The organism is Mesorhizobium sp. LHD-90 (assembly GCF_030929505.1).
Taxonomy (GTDB): domain Bacteria; phylum Pseudomonadota; class Alphaproteobacteria; order Rhizobiales; family Rhizobiaceae; genus Kumtagia.
In genome coordinates, this window is the sequence record NZ_JAVFVV010000007.1 from 94965 (window position 1) to 120709 (window position 25745).

Annotated in this window: 17 protein-coding genes; 10 read left to right on the forward strand and 7 right to left on the reverse strand. The window is 66.0% G+C overall.

Features of this window, described 5'->3' with window-relative positions; translation table 11 throughout:
• Window positions 1-315: 315 nt before the first annotated feature.
• From RB623_RS11620 to RB623_RS11655, 8 genes are all read left to right on the forward strand, one after another.
• Complete coding sequence (locus RB623_RS11620) at window positions 316-6399, forward strand: hypothetical protein (protein ID WP_308056971.1); 6084 nt, start codon at window positions 316-318, stop codon at window positions 6397-6399.
• Between the two features lie 2 nt (window positions 6400-6401).
• Entirely contained in the window at window positions 6402-6920 is a 519-nt protein-coding gene (locus tag RB623_RS11625) for an invasion associated locus B family protein (RefSeq protein ID WP_308056972.1), read from the forward strand.
• Between the two features lie 220 nt (window positions 6921-7140).
• Window positions 7141-8472: a type VI secretion system baseplate subunit TssK gene (gene tssK, locus RB623_RS11630; protein WP_308056974.1), complete on the forward strand. Its 1332-nt coding sequence runs from the start codon at window positions 7141-7143 to the stop codon at window positions 8470-8472.
• Window positions 8469-10115 carry a type VI secretion system protein TssL, long form gene (gene tssL, locus RB623_RS11635; protein WP_308056975.1) on the forward strand — a complete coding sequence of 549 codons (1647 nt, stop codon included), beginning with the start codon at window positions 8469-8471 and terminating at the stop codon, window positions 10113-10115. Before tssK ends, tssL begins: the two co-directional genes overlap by 4 nt.
• A gap of 37 nt (window positions 10116-10152) precedes the next feature.
• Window positions 10153-13764 carry a type VI secretion system membrane subunit TssM gene (tssM, locus tag RB623_RS11640; protein ID WP_308056976.1) on the forward strand — a complete coding sequence of 1204 codons (3612 nt, stop codon included), beginning with the start codon at window positions 10153-10155 and terminating at the stop codon, window positions 13762-13764.
• 6 nt (window positions 13765-13770) lie between these two features.
• Window positions 13771-14442 (forward strand): type VI secretion system-associated protein TagF, encoded by a 672-nt coding sequence (tagF, locus tag RB623_RS11645; protein WP_308056977.1) that lies wholly within the window; start codon window positions 13771-13773, stop codon window positions 14440-14442.
• Window positions 14443-14468: 26 nt separating this feature from the next.
• Window positions 14469-15248, forward strand: coding sequence for a protein phosphatase 2C domain-containing protein (locus RB623_RS11650; RefSeq protein ID WP_308056978.1), 780 nt, complete (start codon window positions 14469-14471; stop codon window positions 15246-15248).
• Entirely contained in the window at window positions 15238-17448 is a 2211-nt protein-coding gene (locus tag RB623_RS11655; protein ID WP_308056979.1) for a protein kinase, read from the forward strand. The genes RB623_RS11650 and RB623_RS11655 overlap by 11 nt, the downstream gene beginning before the upstream one ends.
• Before the next feature lie 7 nt (window positions 17449-17455).
• On the opposite strand, the gene RB623_RS11660 is transcribed toward RB623_RS11655, so the two are convergent.
• From RB623_RS11660 to RB623_RS11680, 5 genes are read right to left on the reverse strand one after another with little or no spacing between them, the layout of a single operon-like run.
• A complete protein-coding gene (locus RB623_RS11660; protein WP_308056980.1) occupies window positions 17456-19243 on the reverse strand; it encodes a hypothetical protein in 1788 nt (595 codons plus the stop codon).
• The gene (locus RB623_RS11665; protein WP_308056981.1) at window positions 19240-19671 is read right to left on the reverse strand and encodes a biopolymer transporter ExbD; all 432 of its coding nucleotides are present in this window, start codon (window positions 19669-19671) and stop codon (window positions 19240-19242) included. Before RB623_RS11665 ends, RB623_RS11660 begins: the two co-directional genes overlap by 4 nt.
• Window positions 19668-20102: a biopolymer transporter ExbD gene (locus RB623_RS11670; RefSeq protein ID WP_308056983.1), complete on the reverse strand. Its 435-nt coding sequence runs from the start codon at window positions 20100-20102 to the stop codon at window positions 19668-19670. The genes RB623_RS11665 and RB623_RS11670 overlap by 4 nt, the downstream gene beginning before the upstream one ends.
• Before the next feature lie 2 nt (window positions 20103-20104).
• Window positions 20105-20812 carry a MotA/TolQ/ExbB proton channel family protein gene (locus RB623_RS11675; protein ID WP_308056984.1) on the reverse strand — a complete coding sequence of 236 codons (708 nt, stop codon included), beginning with the start codon at window positions 20810-20812 and terminating at the stop codon, window positions 20105-20107.
• Between the two features lie 37 nt (window positions 20813-20849).
• Window positions 20850-21278: a hypothetical protein gene (locus tag RB623_RS11680; RefSeq protein ID WP_308056985.1), complete on the reverse strand. Its 429-nt coding sequence runs from the start codon at window positions 21276-21278 to the stop codon at window positions 20850-20852.
• A 322-nt stretch (window positions 21279-21600) separates the two neighbouring features.
• Between RB623_RS11680 and RB623_RS11685 the strand changes: the two genes are divergently transcribed.
• Together RB623_RS11685 and RB623_RS11690 are read left to right on the forward strand one after the other, a co-directional pair.
• Window positions 21601-21981: a DUF1036 domain-containing protein gene (locus RB623_RS11685; RefSeq protein ID WP_374121668.1), complete on the forward strand. Its 381-nt coding sequence runs from the start codon at window positions 21601-21603 to the stop codon at window positions 21979-21981.
• Between the two features lie 30 nt (window positions 21982-22011).
• On the forward strand, window positions 22012-24378 hold the full coding sequence (locus RB623_RS11690) for a peptidoglycan DD-metalloendopeptidase family protein (RefSeq protein WP_308056987.1): 2367 nt from the start codon (window positions 22012-22014) through the stop codon (window positions 24376-24378).
• A gap of 236 nt (window positions 24379-24614) precedes the next feature.
• Here RB623_RS11690 and RB623_RS11695 read toward each other — a convergent pair whose 3' ends face one another.
• Together RB623_RS11695 and RB623_RS11700 are read right to left on the reverse strand one after the other, a co-directional pair.
• Window positions 24615-24887 (reverse strand): hypothetical protein, encoded by a 273-nt coding sequence (locus RB623_RS11695; RefSeq protein ID WP_308056988.1) that lies wholly within the window; start codon window positions 24885-24887, stop codon window positions 24615-24617.
• Between the two features lie 140 nt (window positions 24888-25027).
• A complete protein-coding gene (locus RB623_RS11700) occupies window positions 25028-25681 on the reverse strand; it encodes a hypothetical protein (protein ID WP_308056989.1) in 654 nt (217 codons plus the stop codon).
• Window positions 25682-25745 lie beyond the last annotated feature (64 nt).

Genomic DNA, 25745 nt, shown 5'->3' on the forward strand with positions numbered 1-25745 from the left:
CCCGGCCATTTTAAGGTCAGGCAGGATAATAGCAATCGCGAGGCGCGAAATCACGCCGGGCGCCGGACGCGAAAGCTTTCATGCCGATTTCCGGCAATGAACCGTTAACCTGCGCGGCGGATCGTTGTTCTTATTGTTGCAATCGAATCACACGCGCCATGCGATGCGATGGGATGGTCCGGATTCCGTTGCGGAAATCGATCAGGTGGATTACCCATCGGTTTCAGACTTTCGCACTGGAGATGAGGGCTCCTGTCCGGCTGTTGACGAGCGCTCGCGGCGTGGTCCGAGTTCGCGGCGGGCCGAGGGGGTTGGATGAGGGATAGATTCAGGGCGGCGCGCCTCGCGGGTGTTTCGACGCTGGGGATCGTTGCCGCCGGCCTGCTTTCCGCGAGCGATGCGCTGGCATGCAATGCCGTTCCCACCATCATCGGCAATCCTGAAACTGGATACAGCGTCACCTCCGTTGCCGTGAACTGCGTCCCGGGCAACCAGGCCGACCTTTTCCTGACCAGCTTCGACGCCGTCTTTTTCGATGGCGAGACCGACAATGACCTGGCCTACAACGGCCAGGCCGGCGACACCGTCGTGATCGACGGTGGTACCATAAGCGACGCCAATCCGCTGCCTCCGGTGCTGACGATCACCGACTCGGACGGCCAGACCTTTACGCTCGATGCGAACGACACGGTGTTCGCCACGCTCGGCGGCAACGACCTGATCCAGATGTCGGGCGGTAGCGTTGTGGGCGGCATCGACGCGGGCATCGGCGCCGACCGCCTCGAGATGACCGGCGGCTCAATATCGGGCGCCATCAGCGCCGGCGCCGGCGCCGACCAGGTGAGCATTCTCGGCGGCGTCGTCGGCACCGTAGCGGTTCCGGTCAATGTCGACCTCGGCGCCGGCAACGATGTCCTTACGGTCAGCGGCGCGTTTGTGACAACGACCGCCGGCGAGGTTTTCCAGAACGGCATCATCCACGGCGCCGCGCTGGGAGGCGATGGCGCCGACGACATTTCGGTCGGCGTCGGCGGCACCGTCGAGGGTGGCATCGATGCGGGGTTCGGCAATGACGAGGTGACCGTGCTGGGCGGCACCGTCGGCACTGTTGCGGTTCCGGCGAATGTCGATCTCGGCGCCGGCAGCGATGTCTTTATCGTCGGCGCCGGAACGATAACCAACCCGGACGGCACCCAGACGCTTCAATCCGACGGCATCGTCCATGGCGCAGTGCTGGGCGGCGCGGGCCGCGACACGATCTCCGTCGTTGCGGGCGGGACCGTGACCGGCGGCATCGCTGCCGGCGACGGTATCGACACGGTGAGCGTGTCGGGCGGCACCGTCGGCACGGCGGCCGGCGCCCCGGTGAATGTCGATCTCGGCGCCGGCAACGATTTGTTTTCGGCGGGCGGCGCGTTCGTCGACGACGGCGATGGCGGGTTCGTCCTGGCGGACGGCATCGTCCACGGCGCGGTGCAGGGTGGCGCGGGCGCCGACACGATCGCGGTCGGTGTCGGCGGGGTCATCGAAGGCGGCATCGCCGCAGGGGAAGCCAACGACCAGGTGAGCATCCTTGGCGGCGTCGTCGGGACCGTTGCGGTGCCGGCGAATGTCGACCTCGGCGGCGGCAGCGATGTCTTGGTGATCGGCGCGGGCTCGCTGACCAGCCCTGACGGCAGCGAGACCGTCACCGCCGACGGAACCATCCACGGCGCGGTGCTGGGCGGCGAGGGCCGCGACGCGATCACCGTCAACGCCGGCGGGATCGTCGATTTCGGCGTGGATGCCGGCAACGGCATCGATACCGTTGTGGTGGCCGGCGGGTCGGTCGGCACCTCAGTCGATCTCGGCACCGGCGACGATTCCTTCACGTTGAGCGCGGGCACGGTCGGCGACGATGTCGACGGTGGCGCGGGCAACGACGGCATCACCATTTCCGGCGGGACGATCGGTGGATCGGTGTTTGGCGACGGCGCCGCGCCGTTCCAGGGCCGCGACACGATAACGGTTTCCGGCGGCTCAATCGCCGGTTCGGTCTTCGCCGGCGGCGGCAACGACAACGTGACGATTTCCGGCACTGCGCAGATCGGCGTGGCCGGCGGGGCGGGCGTCGTCGATTCCGTCGGCCTGGAGGATGGCGACGACCGCTTCACCATGACCGGCGGCACGCTGGACGGCGCGGTCAGCGCCGGCGCGGGCAACGACATACTCGCCCTTTCCGGCGGGCAGGTCGGTACCTTCGTAGGCGGTGGGGCCGGCAACGACACGATCGACGTTTCGGGCGCGGCGGACATCCTTGGCCATGTGACGGCCGAGGACGGCGACGATGATGTCACCATTGGCGGCGGCGCGGTCGGCACTTTCGTCGATCTCGGCGCCGGCAACGACACCGTCGGCATGATGGCCGGCTCCGTCCAGCAGTTCGTCTACGGCAATGACGGCAACGATAGCATGACCTTTTCCGGCGGCACGGTCGGCGGCGATGTCGGCGGCGGCGCGGGGGGCGATGCGGTCGTGGTCGATGGTGGCGCGATCGGCGGATCGATACTGACGGATGACGCGACGGGTGCGCAAGGGGATGACTCTGTCACAGTTTCAGCCGGATCGGTTGGCGGTTCTGTCGAAACCGGCGGCGGCGATGATGAGGTCAGCGTTTCCGGCACTGCCGACGTAGGAATGGCGCCTGGTGGCAGCGTTTCCATCGCACTGGGAGACGGTGACGACGGTTATGCCATGTCCGGGGGCACCGTTGTGGGTAACGTTGACGGCGCCACAGGCTCCGATGTCTTCGACATTTCAGGCGGTACCATTGGCGGTTCCGTTTTGGCGGGTGACGGCGACGACACGATCGACGTTGCCGGTGCCGCAATCGGCGGCAACGTGCTCGGCGGGGCGGGTGAAGACGCAGTGGCCATAGCCTCCGGTGCGATCGACGGTAGGGTCGATCTTGGCGCGGAGGACGACAAGCTAACGATGACCGGCGGCACGATTGGATTCGGGGTAGTCGGCGGCGCCGGCGATGATTCGATGACATTTAGCGGCGGTTCCGTGGCGTTCGATGTGAGTGCTGGCGACGGCGACGACACTGTCAATGTCTCGGGTACCGCAGTTCTTGGCAGCGTTATCGGCGGTGTCGGGTCCGACACGGTGACGGTCGGTGGTGGCACGATCAATGGTGAGGTCGACTTGGGATTCGGGGACGACACGCTGACCGTGACCGGTGGTGTGCTCAGATTCAAAGTAGCAGGGGGTGGCGGCAACGACACGATGACGTTTAGCGGCGGCTCTGTCTCATTGGAGGTGGATGCCGCAGGTGGAGACGACACAATCAGCATTTCCGGCAACGCTAATCTTGCAGACGGCGTTATCGCTGAAGCCGGCAACGATACGGTGATCGTCAGTGGCGGCACGATTGGTCGCTCTGTCTTTCTAGGCAGTGGCAATGATGTGCTGACGATGACTGGGGGATCGGCGCTCGGCATCAACGGTGACGCCGGTGACGATGCGCTTGAAATCTCGGGCGGCTCGGTGGGAGAAGTCACGGGCAACGACGGTAACGACAGCATCATTGTCTCGGGCACAGCCAACGTTGCCGAAGTTTCGGGCGCGGACGGCGACGACGAAATCACCGTGACCGGCGGCACCGTTAACGGCTCCGCGACGGGCGGGGCGGGCGACGATGAGATCACAATTTCCGGCGGTTCCGTCATCAATGATGTGTCCGGCGGCGACGGCAACGACACGGTGGCGGTTTCGGGAACGGCTGACATTGCTGGAAACGTCGACGCCGGAGCCGGCAATGACATCGTTCAGGTCGATGATGGCAGCATCGGTGGTACGGTCGACCTTGGCGATGGTGCGGATGTCGTCGCTGTCAATGCGGGCGCGATCGCCGGCGACGTCGACGGCGGCGCGGGCGACGACGAGATGTCCTTCGCGGGCGGGACCGTAAACGGCTCGGCGATTGGCGGGGCCGGCAATGACGGCATCTCCGTACTGGCCGGCGGGACCATCGATCAGTCGGTGGCTGGCAGCGAAGGCAATGACGAGATTGAGGTCGCCGGTTCCGTGGGCGGCTCGGTTCTCGGCGAAGATGGCGATGACACGATCGACGTGGCCGACACTGCGGACATCATTGGCGATGTTGCCGGCGGGGTAGGCATCGATAGGGTGACGATCGACGGAGGCACGATCGGCGGCACGGTCGATCTCGGTGCGGATGGCGACACCCTGACAGTCAACGCCGGCACGATAGCCGGGAACGTCGATGGTGGCGCGGGCGACGACGAGATGTCGTTTACGGGCGGGACCGTAAACGGCTCGGCGATTGGCGGAGCCGGCAATGACGGCATCTCCGTGCTGGCCGGCAGAACCATCGATCAGTCGGTGGCTGGTGGGGACGGCAATGACGAGATTGCGGTCGCCGGTTCGGTGGGCGGTTCGGTTCTCGGCGAAGGTGGCGATGACACGATCAACGTGGCCGGCACTGCGGACATCGTCGGCGGTGTTGCCGGTGGGGTAGGCATCGACACGGTGACCATTGGCGGCGGCACGATCGGCGGCGCGGTCGATCTCGGTGCGGATCGCGACACCCTGACAGTCAATGCCGGCACGATCGCCGGGAACGTCATAGGCGGTGACGGCGAGGACGACGTGACCGTGAATGGCGGCACGATCGCCGGCGGCATCGACGCGGAGACAGTCACCCTCAACGGCGGCACGATCCGCGGCGACATTACCGGCCTTTCCGGCGACACGCTTGTCATCCAGGCGACCTCCCTGACGTTGAGCGACGGCGTGCTGTTCTCCGGCACCGATGCGGTCGGCACCATCACCGGCACGAACCTGGCCGGGGCAGGCGGGACGCAAAGCCAGAATTTCTCCGGCTTCGAACGCCTGACCGTGAATGGCGCCTCGACGCTGGGCTTCAACGATGGCGCCCAGCAGATCGACGCGCTGTCGGTGCTGGCCGGCTCGACCGTGTTCGTCTCGGGTCAGGTCGACCTGAACTCGCAGGCGGGCGGTTCGGGTAACATCACCGTGGCGAACGCCACCATCGACATGGCCAATGGCGACCCGACCGACGTCTTCAACGTCGGCGACGTCGCGCTGGACGGCGCGACGATTGCCATCGACGTGAACGCGCAGCAGGGCGTATCGGACCTGATCAATGCCGCAGGCACCTTCGATGCCGTCGGCGCCAACAAGGTCTTCGTCAACCTGCTCGGCTCGCCGCAATTCCCCATCTCCAGCGTGATCGCAATCGCGCCGGTCGCCGGCGAAGTCGCGCCGACCGGCGGGGCGGCCTCGGCCTTCTTCACCGTTGACGGCATTCCGTCGGATGATCTGTTCACCTACAACGTGATCACCGGCGCCGACGGCGGGCTCTATCTGCTGGTCTCGCCGATCGACCCTTCCGCGCCGCTGCTGCCGCGCGTCGCGGTCGACTCCCAGCCGATCGAGACGGTCACCGCGGCCGTCTACGACATCCTGAACGACAGCGTGCTGACCAATTTCGGCCTGCTGATCAGCGGCAACCGGGCGGACGCGGCGCCCAGCTTCGGCATCTATGCCTCGGGTCAGGCGGCGCGCGTCGATCACGACGGTTTCGAGATCAGCGGCGCCGGCTTCTCAGGCACCGGTCCGTCCTTCACCGCCGACGATTTCTCGCTGGCGGCCAGCGTGGAACTCAACGCGGCGGAATATTTCGGGCTCGACCAGTCGATCGGCCTGGATCTCGGCGCCTTCGGCGGCTACACGACCTCGTCGGTCGATCTCGATTCCACCAGCCTGTTCTCCGATGTCGGCGACGGCGAGAACCGGAGTCTTATGGTCGGCGGCTACGGCCTCTACCGCAGCGGCACCAGCTACGGCCTAGTCTCGGCCACGGGTTTCTTCGGCAATACCGACCTGAACAACGGCGTGCTGAACTCGACCGGCAGCTATGACACGGCCGGTGTCGCGGTTACCGGAAGCGTCGGCCACGTCTACCAGATCAACGAGAACCTGCGCTTCGATCTGCGTGGCGGCCTGCTCGGCGTCGCCTTCCAGGGCGATTCCTTCGAGGACAGCCAGGGCATCGATTTCGGCAAGTCGAAGATCTCCTTCGGTGCGATCAAATTCGAGCCCGGCATCTTCGGCCTCTATCCGCTCGAGAACGGCAAGGTCTTCAGCCCCTATATGAGGCTCGACCTGCAGCAGCGCTTCGCCTATCGCAACGAGAGCAGTGTCGAGGACGCCGAGTTCGATTTCGACGACGCCGACTTCTCGGCCGCGCTTTCCGGCGGTTTCAACTACCAACTGTCGAAGATCACGACGCTGAGCGCCGAGGTTCGCGGCAAATTCTCGGAAGACAGCAGCACCTATGCCGGCAAGATCGGCCTGAAGGCGAGATTCTGACTATGATCATATCGGGTTTCGGACGGCTCGCCGCCGCGCGAGCGGTTTTCCTGGCGGCATGCGCGATGGGTTTCATCGCGGCGCAGCCGTCGCTTGCGCAGGAGGCTGCCGGTACGCCCCCCGCGCCGACCTGGACGATCAACTGTTCGGGCGCCGCCGGCCAGGCCAAGCTGGCATGCACGCTGACCCAGACCCTCATCATGAAGGACAAGGGCCAGCGAGTCTTGACGGCGGTTGTGACCAACAATGACGGCAAACCCCTGCTCAACCTCGGCCTGCCGCACGGGCTGAACCTGCCCAAGGGTGTGGACATCTGGATCGACGACAAGGCGCGCCAGAATTTTCCGATCGTTACGGCCGACCAGAAAGGCAGCTATGCCATCGTCGCGCTCAAGGACACGTTCATCGCGGCTATGAAACAGGGCAAGTTACTCAACGTTGCCATCACGGCATTCGCCGGAGACGAAATCATCCTCCAATTGTCGCTCAATGGGTTTTCGGCGGGCTTCACCAAGCTTTGAGCGGCGCGATTTCCGCCACGATACTGCTGTCGGCTATGGTCTGTCCCCGGGGGTGGGCTGCGGGATGACGGGATCGGCTATCGATGCTTACGGCGCACAGCACTGCTCCATTCGCCGCGCCGGGAACGGTTTGCATTGCGGGCGCAATGCTTTAGCATCGCTGTCTACAAGCAGATCAAAACCTTGCCGATGACAAGGCAATCGGAGACCAGCCGCAAAAATGTCATGGTATAGCAAGGTTGCGTGGTCGGAAGGGCTGTTCCTCCGCCAGCATCATTTCCAGCAGAACGACCGCTACTTCGAGCGGCTGCTCGAGAACCGCGTGCGCCAGCTCGGCGCCTATCCCTGGGGCTTCGCGCAGATCGAAATCGATCGCGACCTCGCCCAGCAGAACAAGTTCGCGCTGCGGCGCGCCAGCGGCATCTTTCAGGACGGCACGCCGTTCGACATGCCGGGCTCCAGCCCGCTGCCGGATCCGATCGACGTGCCGGCCGGTGTCGACAAGCAGGTCGTCTGGCTCGTTCTGCCGGCTGCCGTCGTCAACGGCCGCGAGGTCGACATGGCGGAGGGAACGTCCGGCAGCCGCTACGTGCGCGACCTCGAGACGGTGATCGATTCCTCGTCCGGCATGCATGTCGAGCAGGAGATCGAGGTCGCCCATCCGCGCGCCACCTTCGAGGTGCGCAAGACGCCGAAGCCGGGCGCCAACTGCCTGCGCGTCGCGCGCATCCTGGAGGTGCGCGACAAGACCATCATCTTCGACGAGACGTTCGCGCCGCCGGTCATCGCCACGCAGGCGCATCCGGTGGTCGCCGGCTGGATCGACCGGGTGATCGGCTGGATGGACACCAAGCTGGAAACCCTGTCGCGCTACGCGGCCGACCCCAGTTCCGGCGGCGGCCTGCAGACCTTCGACTATTTCATGCTTCAGATGCTGAACCGCGAGATCAACGTGGTGAAGCACATGCGTGCCTCGCAATTCATCCACCCGGTGGAGTTCTACAAAGAACTGCTCAGGATTTCCGGCGAGCTCTGGACGTTTTCTCCGAAGCGGCTCGCGCCAGAATATGCGGACTACGACCAGGATTCGCTCGACACCGTGTTCGAGCCGGTCCTGTCCGACATCCAGCGCCTGCTCAGCCTCGACATCGGCCGCGCCATCCGCCTCAACTTGATCGAGAAGGCGCCCAACGCCTTCGTCGCGACCGTTCCCGACCGGGCACTGTTCCGCAACGCCACCTTCGTCGTTGAGGTGGCGGCCAGCCGTCCGCTGTCGCAGGTACAGCAGCAGTTCCCGGCGCTGTGCAAGGTCGGGCCGAACACCAAGATGAACGAGATCGTGCAGACGCACCTGCCCGGCATCGAGTTGGTGCACATGCCGACGCCGCCACGCCAGATTCGCGCCATCTCCGACCACGTCTATTTCTATCTCGACAAGTCGTCGGCGCTGTGGCCTGAATTCAGCGTGGCGAGCGGCATGGGCCTGCATTTCGCCGGCGACTGGCCGGGACTGGTGCTCGACCTGTGGGCGATCGTGGAAGACCGGAGATGAGCGGCAAGGACGACCCCTTCGGCTCGGGCGGGAAGACGGTAATCCGTCCGAACCCGGCCGGAAGGGTGCGTCCCGTGCCTGGACAGGGCAGCGCGACCGATGCCGGCGGCCCGCTATCCGGCGCCACCGTCGCCGGCGCGCCGATGCCCGGATCGCCGCCGCAGCAGCCCTCCGGTTCGCCGCCACCGCAATCGCCTATCGGAACTCCGCAGCCGCCCGTTTCGCCGGCGTCTGCCTGGGGCATCCCCGCGCGTCCGTCCCATCCGCCGCCGCAGTCCTATTCGCCGATGCCGGCGCAGAACGAGGCGGCGCGCTACGGCATGCCGGGCAGCGACGACTGGATGCATTCGGGGCGAGGCAGCGTGTTCTTCCCCAACCCGGCGGAGCAGCAGGCGCCGTCCGCGCCGCGCGAGAAGATACCGCTGGACGTGGCGCTCAATGCCCGTGACGGCGGCGAATACGCAGCCTCGAACCCGCTGACGGCGGCGGCCGCGCCGCTGCTCATCCTGCTCGGTCGCCTGCGCCTCATGATCGTCGACATGCAGGCCGTGCCGCTGATGAACCACGTCGCGCAGGAGATCCGCGACTTCGAGAAGAGGGCCGGGGAAGCGGGCGCGTCCGCCGAGGACGTGATGGTCGCCAAATACGCGCTCTGCGGCACGGCCGACGACATCGTCCAGAACCTGCCCGGCACCGATCGCCACGTCTGGATGCAATATTCCATGCTGGCGCAGTTCTTCCAGGTGCGCACCTCGGGCGTCGGCTTCTTCGAGGAACTGAAGAAGATCCTGGCCAATCCGGCACCGCGCTACAACCTGCTCGAGTTGATGCATGCCTGCCTGGCGCTCGGCTTCGAGGGGCAGTACCGCGGCGCGGCCGGCGGTGACGTGCAGTTGCAGCGCTGGCGGCGCGACGTCTACCAGACGCTTCGCAGCCTGCGCACCCGCAGCGACGACGACATCTCGCCGCGCTGGCAGGGCATGGTGAAGCTGCTGCGCGACACCGGCGCGGCGATCCCGCTCTGGGTCATCGCCGGCGTGGTCGGGGCGGGGCTGGTCGGAGTCTTCTTCCTGCTGCGTTTCATTATCAGCGGTGACGGAGATAGCCTTGCCGCGCGCCTGATCGCCCTCAACCCTGCGGAGGCGGTCACCATCGAACGCGCCGCGTTCGCGCCGATGCCGGACCTGCCCGTCAGCAGTACGCAACTGGAACGCATCCGTGCCGCGTTGAAGGACGACATCGCAGCCGGCGGCATCGCGGTCGAGCCGGTCGGCGACAAGATTGTGGTGCAGGTCAACAACCTGCTCTTGTTCGCCTCCGGCCGCGCCGACGTGCGCAAGGAGTTCCAGCCGATCGCCGAGCGGATTGCCGGGGCGCTGGACAAGGAGCCGGGGCCTATTCACGTCATCGGCCACACCGACAACGTGAAGCCGAAAGCCTCCGGGGCCTTCAAGTCGAACTTCGATCTGTCGGTGGCGCGCGCCAAGGCCGTTGAGAAAATCATAGGTCCGAAACTGTCCGACCCGTCCCGCGTCAGCGTTGAGGGCCGTGGGGAGGACGAGCCGATCGACGACAACAAGACGGCCGAAGGCCGCTCCAAGAACCGGCGGGTGGAAGTCATGATTCCGCGGGCGGAGGAATAGTCGTGTCGGCGGCAGGGTTTGGACGAGGTGCGGCCACATGAAGAAGTGGCTCCTCAGGGCGGCGATCGTGATCGGCCTCGCGGCATTCGCCGCGATCGTCTGGTTCGTCGGCCCGCTGATCGGCTACGAGGACATCCGCCCGTTCGACCCGGTCTGGGTGCGGCTCGTCATCATCTTCGTCGTCTTCGCCATCGTTGGCGGCTTCTACGGCGTGCGCTGGTGGCTGCGCCGCCGCGCGGCAAAGGCGCTGGAGGCCGCGCTCGCCGAGAGCGAGGGCAAGCAGGGCGACGGAAAGGTGCTCGGCGAGCGCATGGCCGAGGCGCTCGAGACGCTGAAGCGCGCCAGCGGCAAGCGCAACTATCTCTATGACCTGCCCTGGTACATCATCATCGGCCCGCCCGGCGCCGGCAAGACGACGGCGCTGGTCAATTCCGGCCTGAAATTCCCGTTGGCGGGCGCCGATGGCGGCAAGGCCGTGGCCGGTACGGGCGGCACGCGTTACTGCGACTGGTGGTTCACCGAGGAAGCGGTGCTGATCGACACGGCCGGCCGCTACACGACGCAGGATTCCGACAGCGAGGTCGACAAGAAGAGCTGGCTCTCTTTCCTGTCGTTGCTGAAGCAGCAGCGTGCCAAGCAGCCGATCAACGGCGTCATCCTGGCAATCAGCATCGAGGACCTGTTGACGCTGGACGGCGAGCAGATCGCCGAGCATACCAACGCGATCCGCAAACGCCTGCTGGAGCTGCACAAGGAACTCAAGATCGATTTCCCGGTCTATGCGCTGTTCACCAAGGCTGACCTTATCGCCGGCTTCGCCGAATATTTCGGCAATTTCAACGAGACGCGCCGGCGCAAGGTGTGGGGCGCCACCTTCCAGACCGAGGACCGCAAGAAGAACATGGTCGGCGAGGTGCCGGGCGAATTCGACCTGCTCGTGCGCCGCCTGACCGAGGAAGAGGCAGACCGGCTGCACGAGGAGCCGGACCCGATCGCGCGCATCGCCATCTTCGGTTTTCCGGCACAGTTCGCGCTGCTCAAGGAGCGTGTCGCCGACTTCCTCAACCGGGTGTTCGAGCCGACACGTTATCAGGTCAACGCCAATCTGCGCGGCTTCTATTTCTCTTCCGGCACGCAGGAAGGCACGCCGATCGACCAGGTGCTGGGTTCGATCGGCCGCAGCTTCGGCGAGACGGCGCACGCCTCGCAACTGTCCGGCCAAGGCAAGAGCTTCTTCCTGCGCGATCTGCTCTCCAAGGTGATCTTCGCCGAGGCGGGCTGGGTCTCGCGCGACATGGGCGCGGTGCGCCGCGCCGCGATCATCCGTTACGGTTCGCTGGCCGCGATCGGTCTGGTCGCGGCTGGACTGCTCGGCGCCTGGGGTCTCAGCTTCGCCAGCAACAAGTCGCTGATCGCTTCCACCGACAGCGCCGCCGAGCAGTACCGCGTCAACGCCGCCGACTACATGAAGAGCAACACCGTCTCCGACATCGAGCTGTCGAACGTCGCGGGCGTGCTCGACATCCTGCGCACCATGCCGGTCGGCTACGACAACCGCGACCAGTCGACGCCGATGCGCGAGAGCTTTGGCCTGGCCCAGCGCGGCCGGCTGGTTTCCGCGACCGAGACGACCTACCGCCAGGCGCTGGAGCGCATGTTCCGCTCGCGCCTCATCCTGCGGCTGGAGCGCCAGATCGAGGCGGGCATGAATGACCCCCTCGTGCTCTACGAGACGCTGAAGGTCTACCTGATGCTCGGCGGCAAGGCACCGAAGGTCGACGAGAACCTGGTCGAGACCTGGATGCGCAAGGACTGGGAGGAAAACCTCTATCCCGGCCCCAACAACCGCAGCCTGCGCGAGGACCTCACGCTGCACTTGCGCGCCATGCTCGACCTCGGCTCCAGCCACAAGCCGACCTTCGAGCTGAACGGCCCGCTGGTGGAATCCGCGCAGCGCTCGCTGGCGCGCATGAACATGGCCGACCGCGCCTACGCGCTGATCAAGACGGCGTCCTATGCCGCACCCATCGAGAACTTCTCGGTCATCGACCGCGGCGGCCCAGATGCGGCGCTGGTGTTCGAGACGGTCGACGGCACCGAACTCGACAAGCTCGTCGTGCCCGGCTTCTACACCTATGCCGGCTTCCAGGACTTCTTCATCCCCCAGCTCGCGGCGGTCGCCGACAAGATCGAGGGCGAGAAATGGGTGATGGGCGAGCTCGCCGAGCAGAAGGGCATCGAGGAGCAGTTCGGCCAGCTCGGGCCCGTGCTGATCGAGCGCTATGGCAAGGATTTCGTGGACGCCTGGAACGCCGTGCTCGACAATCTCAAGCTCAAGTCGATGTCGGCAGACAAGCCGCAATATCTGGCGCTGTCGGCGGCATCCTCCCCGAACTCGCCGCTTCGCCAGCTTTTCGAAGCGGTCAGCCTCGAGACCCAGCTCACCCGCGAGCCGGCGGAGGGGGAGCTGCCGGGTGACTTGCCGGTCGCTCTGCCGACGGCCGGCGAGGACGCGGCCGATGCCGCGCAGACCATCGCCAAATACGCAGCCGACCGGGCCGCCGCGCGCGCCACGGGGCTGGCGCGCATCGGCATCGAGCTGGCGATGAAGAAGTCGCAGAGTCGGGCAGGCGATACGTTTGCAGGCAACTCCTCGGCGCGGCAGATACCCGGCGCCAACATCGAAGCGCAGTTCCGGCCTTTCCACGAACTGGTCAAGGGCGATCCGGGCAAACGGCCGATCGACGCGCTGGTCCAGAATTTCTACGAGGTCTACCAGAGCCTGGTGCTGGCCGCGACAAACCCGTCGCAGGCCGACCGCGCCAATGCCAACATGCAGATGCAGGTCGTCAATCTGCGCGCCAACGCGTCCCGCCTGCCACGCCCGGTGGCGCGCATGGTCAATGCCGCCGTCGACGATTTCGAGGGCGATGCGGCAGGAAACTCGCTGGCGCAGCTCAACCAGATGCTGACCAGCACCGTGACACGCGCCTGCGACTCGGTGATCTCCAACCGCTATCCCTTCGCCAAGGACAGCGAGCGAGACGTCCAGATGCAGGATTTCGCCCGTATCTTCGCGCCCAACGGCGTCATCGACCGCTTCTTCGCGCAGAACCTTGCGCCGCTGGCGGACATGTCCGGCAACGACTGGGTGTGGAAGGAAGACACCCGTCTCGGCCGTGAGTTTTCCAAGACGACGCTGAAGGATTTCCAGCGCGCGGCCGAGATCCGTGACGCATTCTTTTCGCAGGGCGGCGTCATGCCGGCCGTCAGCCTGACCATCACGCCCTTCTCGCTGAACGGAGAGGCCGACATGGCGCTGCTCAACGTCAACGGCCAGATCGTCCAGAGCCAGCAGGTCGGCGGCCTGCCGGTGACGATGCAATGGCCGGGCAGCATGGCGGGCGGCACGGTCAGCGTCACGCTGATGCCGGAAATTCCCGGCCGCGTCTCTGCGGTGCTGACCGAAGGCCCGTGGGCGTTCATGCGGCTGCTCGAATACGGATCGACGTCCCAGACCTCGGACGGCATGCGGGCGCGTTTCGTCATCGGCGGCCGCGACGTCGCCTATACGATCCAGGTCGGTTCGGCCGCCAATCCGTTCTTCCTGCCGGCGCTGACACAATTCACCTGTCCGGCGGGGCTCTGACGCGAGATGGGCTTTGGGCTGTTCGGAAAGCTCCCGCAGAAACGCGACTTCATCTCCTTCGGCATTTCCGGCGACGTGCTGTCGCCGATCGAGACCTGGCTGCAGACGGCGGTGGCGGCAAGCCGCAGCGAGCTTGGCCGCGGCTGGGAGGAACTTTACCTTGTGGCGCCGATCTGGCGATTCTGGATCGGTGCGGACGTGCTCGGAGCAAATTGTGCCGGCGCGCTGATGCCGTCCGTCGACGGGATCGGCCGGTTCTTCCCGCTGTTGGCGCTCTACTCCTGTGCAGAAGGCGAAAGCCTGCCGCCGCCGCCTTACGCACCGCAGGAGAAATGGTTCGCGGCGATCGAGGCCCGGCTTCTGGGCGTTCTGGAGGAAGATGCCGCGCCGGCCGTCGAGAGCATTCTCGCCGACCTGCCGGCGCCGTTGCTGGACAAGGCAAAACCGAAGGTGGACCGCGTCGACTTCAAGGAGGCGCCGATATGGCAGGCCGGGCGGGACACCGACACGCCGAGCTTCCTCGCCTCCATCTTCGAGGACGACTACCGCCAGGTGGCGCGCGGCCGCAGCTACTGGTGGGTGCCCGGCAATGACCAGCGCGGGCCGGTTCTGCACGCACGGAACGGCTTGCCGGATCCTTATTTTCATACGCGCATGCTGCAACTTGTGGCAGACTGACGGGGCATTGGAGCACGGGTGAACCGATGAACGATCCCGGTATCCGCTTCGAGAGTTTCGGCGTGAGCCATCCCGGCAGGGTGCGGCAGCTCAACGAGGATCGTTTTCTCATGGCGCCACGCAGCGGGCTCTGGCTGGTCGCCGACGGCATGGGCGGCCACGACGCCGGCGACGTCGCGTCGTCCTGCATCGTTGCGCATATGGCGACACTGGGCGTCGCGAGTTCGGCGCCCGACCTGCGCGCCCGCTTCGAGGACCGCATCGGCCGCGCCAATGCCGAAATCCGTGACATCGCCGAAAAGCGCGGCGCTACCATCGGCGCGACCATGGCGGCGCTGCTCACCTTCGAACGCCAATTTGCCTGCCTGTGGATAGGTGACAGTCGCGTCTATCTCATACGCGACGGGCGCATCACCCAGCTTTCGCACGACCATACCGAGGTGCAGGAACTGCTGGACCGCGGCGTCATCACCGCGGCGGAGGCGCGAGTGTGGCCGCGCCGCAACGTGATCACGCGGGCCGTGGGCGTGGACGAGGATGTCGCCGTCGACATGCAACTCGGTCACATCGAGCCTGGTGACGTCTTCGTGGTCGGCAGCGACGGCCTGACCGCGCATGCCAGCGACTTCGACATCCTGGCCGCCGCGACCGACGCGCAAGAACCGGAGGCGGCGTGCAAAATGCTCCTCGACACGGTCCTGGAGCGCGGCGGCACCGACAACGTCACCATCGTTGTCATCATGTGCCGGGACGCCGCGGCTCTCGCCGCCGACGTTCCGCGCGTCGGATTGCGTCATGGCGAATGACGAAAAGACAACCGTGATGGCGCTGCCCGACCCGGTCGCGGTCGGCACCCAGCTCAGCGGCACTTACGAACTCGACGAGCGCATCGCCGCCGGGGGCATGGGCGAAGTGTTTCGCGGCCACAACATCCAGACCGGCGACCCTGTGGCGATCAAGATCGTGCTGCCGGAATTCGCCCGCGACGCGATGATCCTCTCGCTGTTCCGCAAGGAAGCGTCGATCCTCAACCATCTCTTCCACGAAGCGATCGTCCGTTACCACGTCTTCGCCATCGACCAGGCGATCGGCCGGCCCTATCTCGCCATGGAATTCGTCGACGGCCTGTCGCTGGTCGACATGTTCCAGCACGGGCCGATGGCGCCGGCCGAGGCGCGGGCGCTGCTGGCGCGGCTGGCGTCTGGCCTGGCCGTCGCGCATGAGGCCGGCATCGTCCACCGCGATCTGTCGCCCGACAACATCATCCTGCCGGGCGGCAAGGTGGTGCGCGCCAAGATCATCGATTTCGGTATCGCCCGCTCGGCCACGGTAGGGGGCGAAACGCTGCTCGGCGGTGTCTTTGCCGGCAAATACAACTTCGTCTCGCCGGAACAACTCGGCATGTTCGGCGGCGAGGTCACCGAACAATCCGACATCTACAGCCTCGGCCTGGTGATGGCGGCGGCGCTGCGCGGCGCGCCGCTCGACATGAGCGGCAGCCAGGTCGATGTGATCGAGAAGCGGCGCAAGCTGCCAGACCTGTCCGGCATCGATGCGGAATTGCGGCCGGTGCTGGAAGCGATGCTGCAGCCGGACCCGAGCGACAGGCCGCGCAGCATGGCGGAGATTGCCGATATCGTGTCGCCGCAGCGCGACGTCCGCGCCCCGCGCGAGCTGCCGCTGGCAGCGCCCGCGCCGCCGACGCCGATGCCGCCGCCGGTGCGCATCGGCGACCCCACCGAGATCCCGGCGCTGGTGCGGGGGGGGCAGCCGGCAGTTGCGGTCGCGACCGCGATCGCGCCGGCTGAAGGCCAGCCGGCCAGCGAAAGCCCGTTCGGTCCCTATTTAGGGCCGGTGAACATCCCTATACCCGAGCTGAAGCCCGCCGCCGACGCGCCGCGCGCGGCCGAGCCGCTGCCAAGGCGGGGAAGGAGCGGCGTGATCGCGGCCGTGCTTTTCGCCATAGCCGCCAGCGGCGCAGGCGCGGCCTGGTATGGCGGGCTGCTGGACCGACCGACCTCCGGACCGGCGCTGCCGCCAGTCGACGACAAGACCACGCAGCCGGATCAGGATACGGGCAAGCAGCCCGACCAGACGCCGACGCCGGACACGTCCAAGCAGACGACCGACACCGACACCGTCAAGCCCGATGCGACCCAGAAGACCGATGCCGATCGGACGTCGCCGGACGGCCAGGATACCACCAAGCAGCAGCCGGACCAGGCTGATACCGGCAAGGATGCCACCCAGCCCGACAATACCGGGCGGTCGACCGGTGATGACACCGCGCAGCAGCCGGACACCAAACCCGACGTCAAACCCGACACGGAGCCGGACCCCCAACCCGATTCGAAAACGGCCGGGCCGGCTGGCGTCGATATCGCCGCCGAGCGGCTCGCATGGCTCAGGGACTATTCGGGAGGCGACTGCTTCTTTGCCACCGCCACGTCGGTCAATGGCGACAGGCCTGAGATCGAGGGATTTGGCGACAGCGTCGACGCTTTCAAGAAATTGCTCAACGATTTCGAGAACCGTTTCCAGACCGAGCCAGAGATCGGCGTGCGTCTGATCCGTTCGAAACAGTGCCCTGTGACCGTGTTCCTGAGCAGCATGGGCGCCGGCAATCCGCCGGACCTGTCACTGGTGAAATACGAACTGGCCGACCGCGATCCGATGAGCGGCCAGGTGCAGATCGAGCCGGCGCGCCAGACTTATCTGCTGCTGGTCGATCACGACGGCATCGCCCACAATCTCGACCGCATCCTGAAACCGTCCGGAGATGTGGCGAAGTTCAGCATCGCCCTGGGGCTGGGCACCGGCAAGGAACCGGACAAGAGCGCGGTGCCGCAGGTGCTGCTTGCCTTCGCCACCTCGCAGCCGCTGGATGCCATGAAGATCACCGCGCCGACGCCCGCCTCCGATCTCCTGCCGCGTATCGCCGAAGAGATCACCTCGAAACAGATGGAAGGCGCGGCCACTGCGCGCTACTTCCGCATCCGCGGGTAGTACTGAATTATCGCACGACGAACGAGGTGATGCCGTAGGCGATCGAGCGGTTGCCGGCGATGATTTCCGTCGCCAGCCGCGAGAAATACTCTTCTGCCGGGAGGCCGGGCTTTTGTGGTACCGTGCGCAGCGGACCGTCCGAGGCGATGGCGATCAGCAGTTGCACCGATGACACCGGCCCAGCCGTCAGCGTCATCGGCGTGCTGAACGTCACCAGCGGCGCGCGCTGGTCGGAATAGGAGGTTATCAGCTCGGCCTTGCCTTCGTCGTCGACGACCATCAGGTAGAGCGTGTCCTTGCGCAGCCCGGAGATCGCGCCCGAAAGCTCGCTTCCGCTGTCGATGACCTGCTCGGCGAGTGTCAGCTTGAGCGGAAAGTTGGGGTACTGCGCAAGGCTCCTGGCGAAGGCGAGTGCGCCGCACTGGTGCCTGGACACGGCCTGCGTGTCGGCCTCGAGCTTCAGGCCGGACAGCCTCTCATACTCGGCGCCGAGCTGGTCGACGGTCTCGGGTGCGGCCGCGAAAGCCTGGATCGCGGCCTGCATGGGCGTGATGCTGGTGGGTAGCGCCAGCATGCAATCGTCGTCGCGGCGGGTCGTCAGGAACTCGGCGATGCGCAGCGTCCCGGAAGTCGCGCCTTCATCGCCGTCCGCGAGCACGTCCGGACGAGGCACCATCGCCACGACGGTCGCCTGGGACGCGGGCGAAGCGGCTGCGGGCGAGCCGGCTCCGACCCTCGATGCAACGGGCGGAGCGCTTTCGGCAGGCCGGACCGGGCTGGCCGCCGTGACGGGCGCGCCGGTCGACCTGCCGGAGGGGATGACGACGGCCGGCGCTCTCGCCGCTGGCGCCGAGGATTGCCTGGCGCCGACCTGTGCTGCGCTCGGTCGGGCGGCAACAGCGGGCTCTATCGCGCTGACGGCCGGTCCGCTGGCGACGCCGGCGGGAGCGCTCGCGGCGGGGGGCTTGCTGGCTGCGACCGGCGACAAGCTTGGCCGCGCAGGCGCGATCGCCGTCGTGCCGCCGCCCACCGCGATGGACGGCGTCGCCGGCTCAAGCGAAGCCACGGTTTCGCCGATCGCATCGACGGTTGTGGCGGCCTGCGGCGCGGTGGCCGCACTGTCGGCAATGGCCTCTGCAGATGCTGGAACCGTGGTCGCGGCTCGTGCCGGGGGTGTCTCGGGCGGAGCAATGGCTGCGACCTGAGCCGGCTGGAGCGGCGCGGACGCGGCCCGCGTGTCCGCTGCCTGCTCCGATTTGATCACGCCTTCGATTGGAGGCGGCTTTGCTGCCGTCTCAACCGGGACGGCCTCCGAAAGCGCCGGAACCGGAACGGCTTCCGAACGCGTCGGAACCGGAACGGTTTCCCGCCGGGTCGGGACAGCTTCCGTCGCCGTCTCCGGCGAATTTGCCGGAGCGGTCTCTTCGCGTGCCTGAAGCGCGGTCTCGTTTCTGGCGACAGGCTCGGCGCTTGCGGTCTCCTGTACCGGCCGGGCTTCGTCGGGTGCGGCGCGGACCGGTTCGGCCCGAACCGGGGCCTCGGCCGCGCCGATGGCGGCGCCCGAGCGTGGGACGAGGATGGCGGCTTGCTCGGTCCTGGTCGCCGGCGCGGCTTCAGGGACGGCGAGCCGTGTCGCGCTTGCCGCCGCCAGCGTGGCGATGTCGATCTCGGTGCGGGCCGGCTCTTTCCGTTCGGGCATCGGCATGGCGTAGAGAACCATGCCGATCGCGGCGTGCAGGCCGACCGAGCCGGCGACGGCGATGGTCCAGAGGCCGGCCGCCGAGCGCGCGGTCATGGCGTGGTCGCCCCGCTGCCTGTCGGTTCGCGCAGCGTCACGATCTGCAGGCTGAACCCGGCCGCCCGCAGCGTTTCCGCGACGTTGAGGAACGGCGCGGCCGCCATGTCGCGTTGCGCCAAAAGGTTGAGCGGCGCGTCGGCGCGGCCTGTCGCCTCGATCGCGGCGCGCGCCGCGCCGACAAGTTCGTCGCTCTGGATCGCCAGCCCGTCCAGGAACAGCGACCCGTCCGCCTCCAGCAACACCAGCGGGCGTGGCAGCCGCTCCAGCGGCAGGTTCCGTGTCAGCGGAACCGTCGCGTCGGCTTCCTCGCGGTTGGTGAGGCTGCCGGTGGTAAGGAAAAACAGCAGCAGCAGGAAGACGATGTTGATCATCGTCAGCGTGAAGTCGTGCCGTCGCCGCTGGAGGGGTTCCGGGATGATCTTCATGGCTCCCGCCTGCCGAGCACGGTGACGCTGCCCATCTCCGCCGCCTTGCTCGCTTCCAGCACTGTGACGACATCCTGCACGGTTGCCACCGCGCTGGGCGTCAGCAGCAGCGAGGTGACGCCGCGCTGCTTGAGGTCGCGGAAGGCCGTCTCCGCGTCCACGACGGGCACCTTGCGGCCACCGATGGTGATGCTGCCCGACAGGATGCGGACGGCAATCGGCGGCGCGTCGGCGTTGCCCGGAGCCGGCGCGGGTGCGCCGCTGTCGGCCGCCAGCGGCCCGAGCGGCAGCAGCGAATAGGGAACGATCTGCGAGGACACCATGAAGAAGATGACGAGCAGGAAGATGACGTCGATGAGCGACGTCAGCACGAAGGACGGTCGCCGCCGCCGGACGGGCGCCGGAAGGATGACGTGCGACCGGTCGTTCATGCCTATCCTCCCAGAGAGGCCGGGACCGTTGCGCGCGGCAGGCCGTAGGACAGCGGGGCGGCGGGCTCTACCTCGGTCGGCTCGATCGGGGCGATGCTGAACAGCGTCTTGGCGATCGCAGCCTCCATGTAGGCGCGCTCATGGTCGACGCGCGCCTCGAACCACATGGAAAGAAAATAGACCGGGATCGCCACCGACAGGCCGGCCGCCGTGGTGATCAGCGCCACCCAGATGCCGCCGGCCAGCGAGGAGGGATCGATTGCCCCGCCTTTCGCCGAGAGTTCGCCGAAGGCCGAGATCATGCCGATCACCGTGCCGAGCAGCCCCAGCATGGGCGCGGCCTGTGCCACCGTTTCGAGGAAGCGCAAATTCCTCGACATGGTGTTGAGCTGGCCAAGCGCGATGTGGGCTGCGACCTCGCGTGCCCTGTCGCGGTCGGCCGGATAGTTGAGCAGCGACACCATCGCGCCGGCTACCGCGGCAGAAGCCGGCGAGCGGTCGGCGCGCGCACGGCGCACCGCCTCGTCGAATTCGCCGCGCGCCCAGCGCGCCATTGCGTCTTCGACGCGGGCGGTGCGGCCGACGCCCATGCGCACGAACTGTAGCGCCTTGAAGATGGCGATGGCGCCGGAAGCGATCGAAATCGCCAGCAACGCGATCAGTACCGGGCCGCCGGACGACGCCAGTTGTTCGGTCAGCAGCTTGATCATGCGGTCCGCCCCGCAGGCGCCTCGGACGGCGTTCTTTTCACAGGCCGAACTCGATCTTGGTGCGTGTCGCGGTGGTCAGCTTGTCGATGCAGATTTCCGACCGCTTTCCCTCGACCGAACATTCGGAGACATCGTTGACCAGCAGACGCGAGATCGTCTCGCAGGCCTGGCCCGGCAGATCGAATTGCACCACCTTGGTCTTGCCGACCGGCAAACGGCCGAACTGGAAGGTGAGCGACTTGCCGACCTTGCCGCCCGTGTCGAAGGTAACGACGTCATAGGACGTCTTGTCGAGCAGCACGCCGCTCTTGTTGACGGCGACGAAGACCAGCCGGCAGGCATTTTCGACATTGGAGGCGTCATTGAGTTCGATCGCGATCGACGGCTCCTGCGCCCAGCCGCCCGTCGCCGACAGGCCTACCGCCGCTGCCAGCGCTACTCCGCGTGCAGCCGGCCTCCATGCCATTGATTTCGTTCCTGCCATGCTCGATCACCCCCTTGGTTCCAGGCCGACTACAGAATTGCGCGGTAGCCGGAATTAGTCCAGCATGGGCCCGCCGCCAAGCCCGTCACGATATGGTCATGGCCGCCGCCCGCGAGCGCATGCCCCTGACTGCGGAAATGTAGACGGGGGTCCGTGTCAAAAAAAAGTCCGACCGATTGGATATCGCTGCGCCGGCTTGTAGGATTTGCAAGACGTTGCTGCGAGGCTGCAAGTGGAACGGGCCTATGTCTTGAAGGCGAACCGGCTGGCAGGGCTGTTCCTTGCCGCCTTGCTCAGCCTTTTCATGACGGATCGCGCGCGCGCCGAGTTCACCGTCTGCAACCAGACGCTCGACGTGGTGAACCTCGCCGTCGGGCAGGAAGTGCGCGAGGCCGCCGACGCCTTCTGGCAGACGGAAGGGTGGTGGACGGTCGGCGCCAACCAGTGCGTCAACGTCATCCGCGACGAGCTGGTCAATCGCTACGTCTACGTCTACGCCACCGATGTGTTCGGCCAGCCGCTGCTCAACGGCTCGACCTCCATGTGCGTCGGCACGCGCCGCTTCGTCATCCGCGGCGACAAGGATTGTTGGGTGCGCGGCCACAAGGCGGCGCCGTTCTTCGAGGTCGATACGCAGAAGACCGAGCGCTGGACGCTTTTCCTCGGCACGGGCGGGTTGCAATGAGCAAACCGCTCGAATGCTGGTCGGGGGGCCATGCATAATATCGATACCAGCTTTCGCGAGAAGAAGCTGGCCGCGGCGAAGCGGCGGCACAGCATGCGTTTGTTCCGGCTGGCGGGAGCGGCGGGTGTTCTCATTGCCTGCGCGGTCGGCGTCGGCATCTGGCTGACGGCCGACAAGTGGACCATCGAGGGCCTGGACAACGATCTCGTCGAGGTCGACACCGGCGAGACCGATGCCGATGTTCCGGTCTTCATCCCGGCGGTGGTCGATCTTGCCGGCGATCCGATGACCATCAGCATTGGCAGCGATTCTTCGCAGGCGCGTCGCGTGCGCGAGGTTCCGAAACCCGCCGATCTGGTCGAGCCGGGTATCCCGGAGAGGATCGAGGTTTTGTCGGACGTCATGCTGTCGACCAGCGAGAGTCTTATGACGACCATCCCTTCGAGCCCGGAGGATTTTGCGTTTTTCCAGGCGCAGCGCACCGTTCATGCGCCGGCCTCGCCTGTGGTGGAGGAGCCGTCGCCGCAGGACGGCGTTTTGCCCGAACCGTCCGGTGCCGCCCCACCGGCCAGTTCGGGTCCTGAGACGCCGATGGACGAGGCCGCCTTTTCCGATCCTGCCGCCGGTTGGGGTGAGACCATCAGCGATGGCGAGGAAGATCTGCCGGCTTTCAGGAGGAACCGTATCGAGAACAACACGATGGTGGCGACGGTGACGCCGGAGAGCCAGCGCGCCGCCGCCACAGAGGATTTCGTCGACAAGGTGCTGGGCGCGCGTACGCTGGACAGCCTTGTGCTCGAACACCGCTTTTCCGCTGGCGACGCCAAGGCGGCCGGCGAGGCGATGAAAACCTTGTTCGGCAAGGACCAACTGGACGCCGGCTATGTGGTGGCCATGCGCGGACTGATGACCGGCGGCAAGCAGCCCGGCCCGTCGCTGGTGCAGGTGTCGGTCTACGCCGACGCCCAGTACATAGGCACGCTGGCGCGCGCCGATGACGGAAAATTCGTCGCCGGCACCGATCCCTGGGTGCGCGAGGATCTGCTGCACTATTCCGGCGCCGAGGAGCAGACCGGACCGCAGCGGCAGTACCGGCTGCTCGACGCAATCTATTCGACCGCAGTTCGCAACAGCGTGCCGACCAGCGTGATCGGCGAGGCGATCATGTTCCTGTCGCGCGGCCAGGACTTGAACGCTTTCGCCACGCAGGGCGACCGGCTCGTGTTGGTCTACTCGGCGAATGGCCGCGCCGCCGAGGGCTCGTCCGGACGCGTGCTCTACGCGGCGGTACACGGCGACCAGAAGAACATCGAATGTTTCGTTTTCCGGCCGTCGGGATCGGACGATTTCGCCTGCGTCACCGAGGAGGACCAGGTCTATTCGCTGACGGTGACCAACGGCATGGTGACGCCGGTCAACGGCGTGATGACGTCGACCTTCGGGCCGCGAAAACATCCGATTCTCGGCACGGTGCGCGTGCACAAGGGCGTCGACTGGGCCGCGCCCGTCGGAACGCCGGTATTCGCTGCCTTCGACGGCACCATCGCCTATTTCGGCGATGGCGAGGGTTACGGCAACGTGGTGCGCGTCATCCATTCGGGCGGCCGCGAGACGCGCTACGCCCACCTGTCGCGGTTCGCGGCCAACCTTTCGGCCGGCATGGCGGTCAAGGCCGGCGACGTCGTCGGTTATGTCGGCACCACCGGCCTTTCCACCGGTCCGCATCTGCATTTCGAGCTCTATGCCGGGGCCGAGGCGATCAACCCGTTGGAAACACCGGCGATCGCGGTGGCTGCGGGCACCGGCGACGCGGCGGTGGAACTCTTGGTCGACCGCATCATCCGGGTCGAGAGCGGCGGCAGCGCCACGGCAAAAAATCCGCTGTCGACGGCGACCGGCCTCGGCCAGTTCATCGAAAGCACCTGGATCAGGATGATCAACACCTATCGTCCTGATTTGGCTCGATCTTTGTCGCGGGCGGACGTGCTGGCGCTGCGTTTCGACCCGACCATTTCGCGCGAGATGGTGCGCAGGCTGGCGCAGGAGGGCGAGGCTTATCTGCGCGCCAGGGGGCACGAGATCACCGCCGGGCGGCTGTATCTCTGCCATTTCCTCGGCATGGAGGGCGCCAGCACGGTGCTTTCTTCCGCCGACGGCGAGCAACTGGTCGTGGTGCTCGGCCAGTCGGTGATATCGGCCAACCCGTTCCTGACCGGCAGGGACGTGAGCTACATCAAAGCCTGGGCCGAAGCCAAGATGCGCGGCCGCGGTGCGCCGGCGCCGGCGGCGCCGGTCGTGGAGACCAGGAACATCGCGAAATCCTCGCCGGAATTCGTTGCCTACAAGACTGCAATTACAGCACTTTTGGCCGCGATCGCGACTCAGGACCAGACGTGACCGGCGGTTCTCGCGACTGTTTCTTCGGACCTGCGTGAAGTCCGGAAGATTGAGCGATTTCATGGGGTTACGAAGTTCGTAACGCGCAAATCGCGTGACGGGCTTCATTTGGACCGCTTTCTCGAGCCGATTCACGATGTTTTCGGCCGTGTCGGATTGGGCGCGCGGCCCATTTTGAATGTGCGAGCCTCACGCGTTTCGGAGGCGCCGGGCCACCGGCGCGACCGCGCGGACGATCAGAATTCCGCATCCTTGTCCCAGGTCATGGCATGAAGCTTGACCCATTGTCCTTCGACCTTGTGGAACCAGATCGTCAGATTTTTGTCGCCGCGCGGCCAGGTCGCTTCCCGGATCTCAACGTCGGAGTTCCTGCCCTCGTCGTTCGGATAAAAATTGTAGAGCTCGACGCGGAATTCGCTGTCGATCTCGCCGATGCGGAAGGTCGTTTCCTTCGCCGGCTTGCCATTTGCAGCGATGACGGCGTCGTAGGTCTGGCGTTCGGAAGTCATGGCAATCTCCACAAATGTGCCCGATGGCGCGCCGGCCGAGGCGAGGTCGGGGCTGCTGGATGGTACCAGCAGAGCCAGGCCGGCTGCGATCGCGCGCGACATGCTCCAGCCGGCCGTGATGGGGCGAAACGCTTGCATGGTCATTGAAGCGACTTGATCGCGAAGGTCGTGTCCGGGATCATCGTGTCCATCTGCTCGATGATCGTCTGGAAATGGCGCGACCGGAGCTGGTTGCCGTGGTTCATGATGCTCGCATGGTCGTGAACATTGACATGGCCGGGCTTGTATTCATCGCCGCGATTTGGGCTGACATGCTTGCTGTTGCCGACCGCGTGCCCGAATTCATGCGCGACGGCGATCTGTTTCGTATCCGGATCATCACCATTTTCAAAGTTCTTCACGTCGAAATCGTTCGTGTCGAACTCGATGATCCTGTCTTCCCAATTGACGTTGCTGGTTCGATAGGTGCCCTTGGCAACCTTGTAGACCTTGACGTCCCAATGTTGGTCTTTCAGCACCCAGCGAACGTCGAGATTGATCGGGATGCCCTTGCCGATGAAACGGCGCGCAAAGGCGGATGTTCCGGAAACCGACAGCTTCGCCTTGAAACTCCAAGCCGACCATATGGCGCGATCGGCGCTGTCGTGAAACTTCTTCTTCTCGGCATATGTCCAAGCAGACAGGGCGCCTGTCAGCAGCCATTCGTATTTCCATCGCTCCTGGAAAAAGACGAACCCGTTGGTGGTGTCGATGTCGATCGTACACCAGTCCAGTTCCTTTACGACGTGTCCCATCGCTGTCCTCGCTCGTGGTCTTCAGACGATCAAGGCACCTGTTGCAGAGGCTGACGTTCCGCCG

Bases quoted from the DNA above. Each gene is read 5' to 3' on its own strand.
- RB623_RS11620 (WP_308056971.1), top strand. From the start codon at position 316: ATGAGGGATAGATTCAGGGCGGCGCGCCTCGCGGGTGTTTCGACGCTG.
- RB623_RS11625 (WP_308056972.1), top strand. From the start codon at position 6,402: ATGATCATATCGGGTTTCGGACGGCTCGCCGCCGCGCGAGCGGTTTTC.
- tssK (WP_308056974.1), top strand. From the start codon at position 7,141: ATGTCATGGTATAGCAAGGTTGCGTGGTCGGAAGGGCTGTTCCTCCGC.
- tssL (WP_308056975.1), top strand. From the start codon at position 8,469: ATGAGCGGCAAGGACGACCCCTTCGGCTCGGGCGGGAAGACGGTAATC.
- tssM (WP_308056976.1), top strand. From the start codon at position 10,153: ATGAAGAAGTGGCTCCTCAGGGCGGCGATCGTGATCGGCCTCGCGGCA.
- tagF (WP_308056977.1), top strand. From the start codon at position 13,771: ATGGGCTTTGGGCTGTTCGGAAAGCTCCCGCAGAAACGCGACTTCATC.
- RB623_RS11650 (WP_308056978.1), top strand. From the start codon at position 14,469: ATGAACGATCCCGGTATCCGCTTCGAGAGTTTCGGCGTGAGCCATCCC.
- RB623_RS11655 (WP_308056979.1), top strand. From the start codon at position 15,238: ATGGCGAATGACGAAAAGACAACCGTGATGGCGCTGCCCGACCCGGTC.
- RB623_RS11660 (WP_308056980.1), bottom strand. From the start codon at position 19,243: ATGACCGCGCGCTCGGCGGCCGGCCTCTGGACCATCGCCGTCGCCGGC.
- RB623_RS11665 (WP_308056981.1), bottom strand. From the start codon at position 19,671: ATGAAGATCATCCCGGAACCCCTCCAGCGGCGACGGCACGACTTCACG.
- RB623_RS11670 (WP_308056983.1), bottom strand. From the start codon at position 20,102: ATGAACGACCGGTCGCACGTCATCCTTCCGGCGCCCGTCCGGCGGCGG.
- RB623_RS11675 (WP_308056984.1), bottom strand. From the start codon at position 20,812: ATGATCAAGCTGCTGACCGAACAACTGGCGTCGTCCGGCGGCCCGGTA.
- RB623_RS11680 (WP_308056985.1), bottom strand. From the start codon at position 21,278: ATGGCATGGAGGCCGGCTGCACGCGGAGTAGCGCTGGCAGCGGCGGTA.
- RB623_RS11685 (WP_374121668.1), top strand. From the start codon at position 21,601: ATGACGGATCGCGCGCGCGCCGAGTTCACCGTCTGCAACCAGACGCTC.
- RB623_RS11690 (WP_308056987.1), top strand. From the start codon at position 22,012: ATGCATAATATCGATACCAGCTTTCGCGAGAAGAAGCTGGCCGCGGCG.
- RB623_RS11695 (WP_308056988.1), bottom strand. From the start codon at position 24,887: ATGACTTCCGAACGCCAGACCTACGACGCCGTCATCGCTGCAAATGGC.
- RB623_RS11700 (WP_308056989.1), bottom strand. From the start codon at position 25,681: ATGGGACACGTCGTAAAGGAACTGGACTGGTGTACGATCGACATCGAC.